The organism is Streptomyces sp. KR55, assembly GCF_052245645.1.
In the GTDB taxonomy this organism is placed as follows: domain Bacteria; phylum Actinomycetota; class Actinomycetes; order Streptomycetales; family Streptomycetaceae; genus Streptomyces; species Streptomyces flavusporus.
On record NZ_JBQQCE010000366.1, the window covers coordinates 1 to 9992 of the forward strand.

The following is a 9992-nucleotide window of genomic DNA, read 5'->3' on the forward strand; positions in this document are numbered from 1 at the left end:
GACACCCAGCAGGGCATGCGGCGCCGCAACCTGGCCCGGGTGATGCACACGGTCAGCGCCGAGGGACCGCTCTCCCGTGCCGCGGTCGCCTCGCGCATCGGACTGACCCGCGCGGCGGTCTCGACCCTCGTCGACGAGTTGATCCGCTCCGGGCTGCTGGAGGAGCTGGGCCCGGAACGGCCCGTCCGGGTCGGGCGGGGCCGGCCCGGGTCCGCCCTCGCCGTCAGCGGGCGCGGTCCCGCCGGGATCGGCGCCGAGGTCGGCGTCGACCACCTCGCGGTCTGTGCGGTCGACCTGCGCGGACAGGTGCGGGCGAGGATCGTGCGGCACGGCTCCAACCGCGGCCGCTCCCCCGCGCCGGTCGTCGAGGAGCTGACCCGGCTGGTACGTCATGTCGTAGCCGAGGCGGAACGCGAGGGGCTGTGGCCGGCCGGGCTCGCCGTGGCCGTGCCCGGTCTGGTGGCGGGCGACGGGCGCACCGTCGTACGCGCCCCGAACCTCGACTGGCACGACACGGACCTTGGCTCCCTGCTGCCCGCCGAGCTGCCGCTGACCGTGGACAACGAGGCCAACTTCGGAGCTCTGGCCGAGCTGTGGCTGGGCGAGGGAACTCCGCGGGACTTTCTGCATGTGTCCGCCGAGATCGGCATCGGCGCGGGCGTGGTCGTGGACGGGCGGCTGCTGCGCGGAACGCGGGGATTCGCGGGCGAGTTGGGGCATGTGCCGGTCCGGCCCGACGGGCCGGGCTGCGCCTGCGGCGGGCGCGGCTGTCTGGAGCAGTACGCCGGCGAGGAGGCGGTGCTGCGCGCGGCCGGTCTGGAACCGGGCGAGGACCGGGTGGGACTGCTCGCGGCGCGCGCGACGGAGGGCGACGAGGACGTACGGCGGGCGTTGCGGGATGCGGGAGAGGCGCTCGGTGTCGCGCTGACCGGGGCGGTGAATCTGCTGGACCCCGAGAGTGTCGTGCTGGGCGGGGCGCTGGCCGGTCTCGCGCCATGGCTGCTGCCGTCGCTGCGGTCCGAACTGGCCGGGCGCACGGCGGGGCCGGCCTGCCCCGTGTCCGTGTCCCGGCTCGGGCCGGAAGGGCCGTTGCTGGGTGCGGCGCACTCGGTGGTGCGCGCTGTGCTGGACGATCCGGCGGCGGTGGCGGAACGTTCCTGACGGGCCGACAGCGGAAGGCCCGACGGGCGAAAGAACGGCGTCGCCACCCGTTCGGGTGAGTGAGTTGTCCACAATTCCGCGGCCGTCCACCGATGAGCGGGACGTCCTCCCGTCCAACCGGCAGGCGCCGTACCGTGATTCACGCGAGGCGCAGCCGCCGTGTGGTGACCACGGCGGGTGTGCGGGACCGGATTGTCGAGGGGGGACGCATGATGCCGGTGGAGCTGCCGAAGGGCGCTGGTGCCCATCCGGTCGCGTCGCGGGGAACGCAGGGGTGTGGTCGAGAGCGATCCCCGCATGCTGACCATCCAGCCCGAACCGGGCGAATACGCCTGGACGTTCGGCGGCGCGCCGCCCGTGGCGCGCATCGCGCCGGGCACGGTTCTCGATCTGTACACGGAGGGCTGCTCCGCCGGGCCCACGCGGCTGCGTGAGACGGCGGCGGCGCTGCGGCGTTGAGCGGCCACCGTGGCTCGCAGCATTTCCCAACTTTCCTCGATGCAAAGGCGAATCGTCCATGGAACGGGCCCGACCGATCCCCACCAGGCGTCGTATCCTGAAGGGCGCCGCCGCTCTCGCCGCCGTCCCGTACGCGCTGCTCCCCGAACCCAGCGTGGGTGCCGTGATGCCGGCCCCCGACCACCCGCACGCCGACTGGCAGCCGGCCACCGCCGCCAACTACACGGCGTCGAACCGAGGGACCGCCCGTCCCGTCGATCTCGTGGTCATCCACGTCACGCAGACGAGCTACTCCAACACCCTGGCCGTCTTTCAGAACCGCCGGAAGCAGGTCTCGGCGCACTACGTCGTCAGATCCGGCGACGGGCACGTGGCGCAGTGCGTCCGCGAGTCCGACATCGCCTGGCACGCGGGGAACTGGCACTACAACACCCGCAGTATCGGCATCGAGCACGAGGGCTGGGTCGACCAACCCGGTTACTTCACCGACGCCCTCTACGAGCAGTCGGCCGCACTCACCGCCGCGATCTGCACGAGGTACGGCATCCCGAGAGACCGGGAGCACATCATCGGGCACTACGAGATACCGGGCACCGACCACACCGACCCCGGACCGCACTGGGACTGGGCGCGCTACACAAGGCTCGTCAACTCCGCCTGAACGGGACGCCGGGCTCGCTCGGGACTTGAGGGATTGGACACGGCCGTTCACTGGTACTCGGTGATCGGCGGCCGCCGGGCCCGCAGCCCACCCGCCACCGCACCTCGCGAGAGGAACGTTCACATGTCCAGGTCCCTGTCGATGCCGTTGACGGTCGACGCCCGGGAGCACGGTCTGGTCGGTGACGGAACCACCAACGATCAGCCGGCGTTCGCCGAGCTCGTGGACGCCCTGGGCGCGGCCTGCGCCGCGGACGGCCGTCCGCGGACCATCCAGGTCCCCGCCGGCTGCTACGTCATGCGGGACCGGGCCACCGTCTGGCGCAGCGGCGTGTCCCTGATCGGCGCCGGACGAGGCGCGACCCGCTTCATGCTGTGCAACCCCGGCAGCCCGACGACCCCGGTGCCGCTGGCCTGGTTCACCGCCGCGCAGCACGGGGCCGGCCGGGACAACCATCTGGCGGACATCACCTTCGCGCATTTCGAGGTGGACGGTTCGGGCGTGTGGACCCAGGAGTACGACGCCCTGGCGAAGGGGATCGGTCTGCAGTACGTGCTGCGGGGCCGGTTCAGCGATCTGTTCGTGCACGACACCGCGGCGACCGGTTTCGGCTGTGACTTCCTGCAGGACACGCTCGTGGAGGGGGTTCTGGCGGAGCGGTGCGGACGGCAGGACCCCGGCGAGAAGATGGGCGGCGCGGGGATAGGGATCGGCGTGGGCGGCTGGGGCATGGTCGAGCGCCTGACAATCACCGCCTGCACGGCGGTCGGCAACGGCATCAACGGCATCTTCGTAGAGTTGCAGCAGGAGCACTGGCCGCCACCCCGCGGCATCCGCATCACCGCCTGTCACGCCGAGGACAACCGGTTCGGCATCTCCGACTGGGGAGCCGACGGTCTGCTGGTGACCTCGTCGACGATGCTCGCCAATCACGAGGCGGGGTTCGACGTGTCCTCCCAGGGCACATCGGGCGTCGGCGGGCGCGGCGGCATCGTCACCGGCTGCGTGATCGACGGCAATGTGCGCGACGGCCTCGGGATCGGCAACACTCCCGGCCCCTACGCCTTCCGCGGCAACCGGATCAGCAACAACGGTCGGTACGGGTACTGGGAGCACAATCTCGCGGGCGGCGACCAGGAAGCGGCAGCGGACATCGTGCTGGAGTCCAACGACATCCGGGGCAATGCACTCGACGGCGTCCGCATCGACGCCGGCCTGCGGGATCCGGCCATCCTCGGCAACCGGATCCGCAACAACGGCCGCCGCGCCGCGCCGGCGGCATCGGGTGGCGGTGACGGGGTGCGCTTCAGTCGTCTGTCCATGATCGACGAGAATGCCGACTGGCCGCCGGACGGGCATCGCGGCAAGCAGCTGACGGTGGGCACCCAGCACGCCGTGGTCACGTTCAACACGGAAACGGAACTCAGCCTGGCGCCTGTGCGGCCGGGGTCAGGTACGGCCTGGATCGACGGCACGCCAGCGCCGGGCTCCCCGTACCGGCTGCCCGGTTCCCCGGTGCCGCGGGCCGGAATCACCACCGCCGCCACCGTCTGCGGACCGCACTTGCACAGCAACCGGATCTGGGACGACCAGCGGCCCAGGACTCAGACCCACGCCCTCTGGATCACACACGCAGGCAGCTGGAGGGGCGGCCGCGTGGTCGGCAACGACTTCAGGGACAACGCGTCGGCGGCCACGCGCTTCGACACCGCTCCCGTCAACGGCCGGTGGCACGACAATGAGTCATGAACCGCCGTTTACCACGCCTTTGAATGGCTGCCAGTACGCCGTTCGGAGCGCGGCGTCAGCGGGGCTGTGGCGCGGGTGTGTCGGCCTCGATGTCCAGTCGGGCTCCCTGGCGCAGGAGTTCCTGCTGGACGAGGTGGTACGGCACGTCGCGCGGGCTGCGGCCGAGGCGGGTGGCCAACGCGGCGCAGACGCCTGCCGCCTGGCCGGTCGCCATGGCGATGGGCATCACACGGTAGGAGGAATGTGCCACGTGCGAGCCGGAGATGCAGCGCCCGGCGACGAGCAGTCGGTCCGTTTCGCGGGGCAGCAGACAGCGCAGGGGGATGTCGTAGAAACGCCCGCGTGGGACGCGCTTGAGGACGGTGCCGCTTCCCCTCGGGTTGTGGATGTCGACGGGATAGGCGCCGTGTGCGACGGCGTCGGGGAAGGACCGCGCGGCCAGGATGTCGTGGCCGGTCAGGTGGTAGTCGCCGAGGATGCGGCGCGTCTCCCGTACGCCGACCTGGGTGCCGCTCTGCACGACGTACGACTGCTCGAAGCCCGGCACATGCAGGCGCAGGAAGCGTTCGATCTGCTCCAGTTGGCGGCGGGCGACGTACTCGGCGCGGCTGAGGTCCCACACGTCGATGCCGAGCGCTCGCGTGACGCGGGTGCTGTTGACACTGACCTCACGGGGATGCGGTGTGCCGAAGAACAGGATGTCCTCGCGGGGCAGGCGCAGTTCGCCGGACTTCGTGGCCTCCTCGACGAGGTCCCACAGTCCGTGCACGCCCCGCCACTGGTCGGGATGCTCGTGGACGTACTCGGCGAACCGCGGCCGCAGGAAGTCGACGACCCGGAACATGAGCGTCATGGGCTGCACCAGCCCGTCCTCCGGGCGGCCGACCTCGCTGGGTGCTCCGCAGGCCGCGGCCACGTCGCCGTCGCCCGTGCCGTCGACGACGACATCGGCGTCGATCACCACCGGACCGGACTTGGTCTCGAAGACAACCCGCCAGCCCTCGCCGTCGTCGAGAGGCAGCGCGGCGGAGGCGAAGGAGTGGAAGAGCATGCGTACGCCCGCCTCGTCGAGCAGATCGAGGAGGACGAGTTTGAAGATCTCCGGGTCGAAGGGCACGGTGTAGCCGGTGTCGAGGGAGGGCGGGGTGCAGCCGCCGCGCTCGTCCAGCCGTTCAAGCAGCCGCCACAGAAAGCCGGCGACCACCGCCTCGCCCTCGCCGTGATCGGTGGGCAGCAGCCGGTCCCCCTCCTCGCCGGGCCCGGCGAACACGGCCTGTTTCTGCTCGTTGTGGAACGACATCAGGGGCATGACGAGTGCCACGGTGGCGTTGCCGCCGAGGAAACCGTAGCGCTCCACGAGCACGACGTCGGCCCCTGCGTCGGCCGCCGCGTGTGCCGCCGCGGTTCCGGCCGGGCCGCCGCCGACGACGAGGACCTCCGTCCGGCCCGCGTGGTGGGCGGAACGCGGAGGCAGGGTGATGGTCCGGGGCTGTGGCGGTCGTTCCAGGATCGGCATCGCTATTTCCCGTCGGGTGGTTTCTCCAAGGGCGGCGGGGCGGTCTCGCCCGGGCTGCGGTCCCTCAGGTCGCGGTTCCGGTGCCCGGCCGGAGCAGATGCAGCCCGGGCTGTTCGGGACCGGCCCGGTCACCGGTCTCGTGGTCCAGGGAGTCGAGCACCGCGCCGCATCGGACGCAGGTCTCCCGGGCCAGGGCCCGCAGCTGCTGAATCCGGGCGTCGAGATCGGCGCGCCGCTGCGGGAACTCGTCCCAGAGCCGATCGACTTCGGCCAGCAGCAGCCCGGCCTGCTCGCGCGCCACCCCGACCAGGGCCGGTGCGCCCATACGCCGGGCGAAGTCGAAGACCTTGCCGGAGTAGGGCAACGGCAGCACGGGCAGTCCGGCGAGCGCGGCGAAGATCACGAAGTGCAGTCGCATGCCGACCACGAGATCGAGGTGGCTCATGAAGCCGAGGACCTGGCCGGGACTGTAGATGCTGTGCAGGATCCGCCCCCGGTCCGGTGCGGTCATCCGGGACAGGACGCCGTGGGCGTGGTGCACGTCCTGCCGTTCCATCGGGACGAAGACCACATGGGCGTCCAGCCGCCGTACGAGGAAGTCGGCGACGTCGGCGAGGAGCGCGTGGTAGTCGCTCTCGTCGAGCTTCTCCGCCGCCCGGCCCGGTCCGCGCACCAACATCCCCACCAGCCGGGTCGCTGCGGGGATGCCCTCCTGCCGCATCATCTGCTCGGTGAAGGGCTCGGGCGGCAGCAGCAGCGCCGGGTCGGCGGTGACCGTGAGATCGCGTTCGAGCCCGGCCTCCTCCAGTACGAGCCGTGATTCCTCGTCCCGCACCACGACCTCGTCCATCACCGGCAGCACGGCGCGCACCGCCTCCCGGTCGTCCGCCTCGCGCAGCGGGCCCGCGCCGACCGCGTAGGCGAAGGTGCGCACACCGCGGGTCTGGGCCGCCCGCACCAGCCGCAGGTAACGGCGGGCCTCGCCGTCGTAGAGGATGCCGCCGCCGCCGAGCACCAGCACGTCCAGGCCGGACAGGACCTCGAGGACCTGTTTCTGCGGGACGCCTTCCCAGTCCACCACCTGGTCGGCGGTCGGCTGGTGGGCGCGGGTGTGCTCGGCGTTCCGGCTGAAGACGACGAGCCGGGCGTGCGGGCGGTGGCCGCGCAGGCAGCTCATGACGCAGGTCAGGATGGCCTCGTCGCCCAGGTTGAAGCCGCCGTACGAGCCGAGCAGGCCGATGTGCGGGGCCGGTCCCCCGGGCCGCGGACGCTGTGTGGTGGTGGTCATCCGGAACTCCTGTTCCGTGGAGCTGAAGAGCAGGGCGTCGGTCCGGGACAGCTCTGCGGGCGCGGCGGGGAAGCGGTCGGAGTCTGGTGGGTCGCTGCCGCGGGCTCGGGCCCGAGTTGCCGCCACGACTCGGGAGAAACCCCCTCGCTGCGGTGCTTTCCGGCGGCAGCGGACAGGGAAGCAGGCGGGAGGCCGTCGGCGCCGGCAGCGGGCTGCGCCACCGCGGGATCTTCGCCCGGCGGCCCACTCCTGCGCTCATCCTTCCATGGGACCGCGGTCGGCACCATCGCAGTGAAATGAGGCGACGACGCGGGCGGCGCCGCGATTGAGCGGCAGCCGGCGGGGAAACCGGCGTCGCATGTCCACTGCTCGGACGGCCCGGGGCGCCCGAGCCGCGGGTGCTCACTCTCCGTCGCCCACTCGATTGCCATACACCACCGAGCCGCCGACGCCGGGGCGGATGAGGCTGATGTGGGTACCCGACGACCTCTGCGGCGTGTGCGACCGGGCGCCGGCGACGGGGCGGGACCGGAAGGTCCCCGGATCGGCGACGGGCGTACGACAGGCCGTGGATGCAGTGGCCCCGTGCAGAGGAGACCTGGATGAGCACCACTTCTTCCCGCGACTGGGAGCACGCCGTCGTCACCGGCGGCGCGGGCTTCGTCGGCTCGCACCTGTGCGCCGCCCTGCTGGACTCGGGCACGGCGGTCACCTGCGTGGACGACTTCTCCACCGGCAGGCCCGAGAACGTGGCTCCCTTACTGGACCGGCCCGGATTCACGCTGGTGCACGCCGATGTCGCCGAGCGGCTTCCGATCGACCGGCCGCCCGATCTCCTGCTGCACTTCGCATCCCCCGCAGCCCCCGCGGACTATCTGCGGCTGCCCCTGCACACCATGGAGACCGGCAGCCTCGGCACCCGCAACGCCCTGGAGCTGGCGCACCGCAGTGGCGCCCGTTTCGTGCTCGCGTCGACGTCCGAGGTCTACGGCGACCCGCAGCAGAACCCAGGACGAGCGCTACTGGGGCCATGTGAACCCGGTCGGGCCCCGGAGCGTGTACGACGAGGCCAAACGGTTCGGTGAGGCGCTCACCACCGCGCACGCCGAGGCCGAGGGCACCGACACCTGCATCGTGCAGCTGTTCAACACCTACGGCCCCCGGATGCGCGGCCACGACGGCCGCGCCGTACGCAGGGGTGGAAGACACAGGAGTTCTCGGTGAGAGGGGTCCCGGGGGCTCGGGTCGGGAATCGGCAACCCGCGGGAGCTCGGAACACCGGCTGCGCTGCGCGGTCACTCCGCCCGGATCTGTCGGGCCGCCGCGCTGCCGGAAAACCCGTCCTCGGCACACCTGCCGGGACACCGGAGACGGCGTCGCCCATCGTGACAGACGGGACTTCCGAGTCACGTCGCACACCCTCGGGCAAGGCGGTCGAAAAGCACCAAGTCGCAGAAGCCCACCGGGATTTGCCACATCCTGTGCACTTGCTCAGCCTCCCCGGCGACCCCGCCGGAGGACCGTGTCGTCCGGCGTTATCCGGCGCGGGACGAGGGGCACCCGGAAGTGTGGGGGGGAAGCCCCCCCGTACCTCTCACCGACGTGGAGGCGTCATGGCTGGTATCAACCCCCCTGATCTGCAGAAAGCCCTGTCCGGCGCGGAGTACCCGGCCGACCGGGACCAGCTGGCGAAGGTCGCCAAGAAGAACCACGCGCCCAAGGAGGTCACCGAGCGGATCTCGCACCTCGGCAAGAAGGAGTTCCAGAACCCCGCCGAGGTGAGCAAGGCCGTGTTCGGCAAGGAGTGATCAACCTCACGGACGCGGCGGCCGGCGCTTCGAGCCCGGCCGCCGTCCTCATGGGCGCACGGCCGTTCAGCCGACGTACCTGCGGGCGGGAGAAGTGCGCCGCGCCCGTTCCAGGGCGGCCAGCCGGGCCTCTAGGTCGGCCGGGACCGGGGCGCGCTGTCTGAGCACCCAGGAAAGCCCTGCCGCCGCACGCGCGAAGGCCCGTGCGGACGCCCGGTCGCGCGGCACGGTGCGCAGCAGGTACCAGGTGCGGCGCAGGGCCGATGGCCAGGGGCGGCGCAGCCAGGTGAACCACAGGGTGTTGCGCAGGCCGAGGATCCGTCGGCCGGTGCTGTCGCGGACCGGTGACGCGGCGTGATGGATGGTCAGTTCCGGCACGTAACTCAGCCAGTACCCAAGGCGCAGCAGGTCGGTGGCGAGGAGTTCCTCCTCCCCGCCGATCCAGAGCCCGGGGTGAAAGCCGCCGACGGCCCGGAACGCGCCGGCCCGCAGCACGGTCGCGGCGGCGAGGAACGAGCCCAGGGCGGGGCCGGGCAGCCAGTCGGGGCCCGCCAGGGGCGAGTCGCGCAGCTCGGCGACCACGGGGTCCTCCTCCCCGGACGGCTCGACGACGATCCGGGCCGTGACGGCCGCGAGCGCGGGATGCGCGTCGAGCAGGTCCGCGGCCCGCCGCAGAGAACCCGGCTCCCACCAGGTGTCGTCGTCGCAGAACGCCACGTACGGCGTCGGTACCTGCCGCACCGCGAGATTACGGCCGACCGCCCCCAGGTTCCGGCCCGGGCACAGCAGGAGCACCTCCGGAAAGTGCTGCGCGACGGCCTCGGCGGTGCCGTCGCGGGACCCGTTGTCGGTGACGACGACCCGGGGCCGCTCGGGCAGCTCCCGCAGGATGCGCAGGGTGCGCAGCAGCTCGGCGCGCCGGTCGCGGGTGATCACGACGACGGTGGTACGAGGGTCAGGTCCCGGCCCGTCGCCGTACGTCGTGTCAGCTCGGCCCACGTCGTCCCCCCTCTCCGCCGCCCGCTCCGTCCAGCAGCCCGGCCGCATGCTCGACCGGGTCGGGGAGCCGTTCGCGGTCCCGGAGGGCCGCCCGCCGGGCTCGGGGTGGTGCAGGGCGATCACCTCGGGGACATGGCAGACGCCCCAGCCGCGGGCTGCCAGGTCGTAGGCGAGCAGTGTCTCCTCACCACCGAAGAACAGCACCCGGTGATAGCCCCCGGCGTCGAGGAAGGCGCTGCGCCGGACCACGGCCGCGCACCCGAGGAAGCCGAGGACGGGGCGGCCGGGCAGATCGGGGTCGGACGGCAGCGGCGAGTCCGCGAGCACCGAGTTCAGCGGGTCCTCCACGGC

At 72.1% G+C, this 9992-nt stretch carries 7 protein-coding genes and 3 pseudogenes; 6 read left to right on the forward strand and 4 right to left on the reverse strand.

Features of this window, described 5'->3' with window-relative positions; all coding sequences use genetic code 11:
* The 4 genes and pseudogenes from ACTWQJ_RS37670 to ACTWQJ_RS37685 all read left to right on the forward strand — a co-directional run.
* Positions 1-1161 (forward strand): ROK family protein (locus ACTWQJ_RS37670; RefSeq protein WP_443310941.1); only part of this gene is annotated, 1161 nt, incomplete at its 5' end.
* Positions 1162-1458: 297 nt separating this feature from the next.
* Positions 1459-1587, forward strand: a pseudogene (locus ACTWQJ_RS37675) (acetamidase/formamidase family protein); the annotation flags it as partial.
* 91 nt (positions 1588-1678) lie between these two features.
* Positions 1679-2281: an N-acetylmuramoyl-L-alanine amidase gene (locus tag ACTWQJ_RS37680; protein ID WP_443310942.1), complete on the forward strand. Its 603-nt coding sequence runs from the start codon at positions 1679-1681 to the stop codon at positions 2279-2281.
* A 123-nt stretch (positions 2282-2404) separates the two neighbouring features.
* Positions 2405-4030 (forward strand): right-handed parallel beta-helix repeat-containing protein, encoded by a 1626-nt coding sequence (locus tag ACTWQJ_RS37685; protein WP_443310943.1) that lies wholly within the window; start codon positions 2405-2407, stop codon positions 4028-4030.
* A gap of 55 nt (positions 4031-4085) precedes the next feature.
* On the opposite strand, the gene ACTWQJ_RS37690 is transcribed toward ACTWQJ_RS37685, so the two are convergent.
* The gene (locus ACTWQJ_RS37690; RefSeq protein ID WP_443310944.1) at positions 4086-5546 is read right to left on the reverse strand and encodes an FAD-dependent oxidoreductase; all 1461 of its coding nucleotides are present in this window, start codon (positions 5544-5546) and stop codon (positions 4086-4088) included.
* Between the two features lie 64 nt (positions 5547-5610).
* Complete coding sequence (locus ACTWQJ_RS37695) at positions 5611-6960, reverse strand: polysaccharide pyruvyl transferase family protein (protein ID WP_443310945.1); 1350 nt, start codon at positions 6958-6960, stop codon at positions 5611-5613.
* Between the two features lie 476 nt (positions 6961-7436).
* Here ACTWQJ_RS37695 and ACTWQJ_RS37700 point away from each other — a divergent pair.
* Positions 7437-8025: pseudogene (locus ACTWQJ_RS37700) on the forward strand (NAD-dependent epimerase/dehydratase family protein); the annotation flags it as partial.
* A 422-nt stretch (positions 8026-8447) separates the two neighbouring features.
* Complete coding sequence (locus ACTWQJ_RS37705) at positions 8448-8642, forward strand: DUF2795 domain-containing protein (RefSeq protein WP_385266957.1); 195 nt, start codon at positions 8448-8450, stop codon at positions 8640-8642.
* 66 nt (positions 8643-8708) lie between these two features.
* On the opposite strand, the gene ACTWQJ_RS37710 is transcribed toward ACTWQJ_RS37705, so the two are convergent.
* A complete protein-coding gene (locus ACTWQJ_RS37710) occupies positions 8709-9641 on the reverse strand; it encodes a glycosyltransferase family 2 protein (protein ID WP_443310946.1) in 933 nt (310 codons plus the stop codon).
* Positions 9642-9722: 81 nt separating this feature from the next.
* Positions 9723-9992 (reverse strand): annotated as a pseudogene (locus ACTWQJ_RS37715) (glycosyltransferase family 2 protein); the annotation flags it as partial.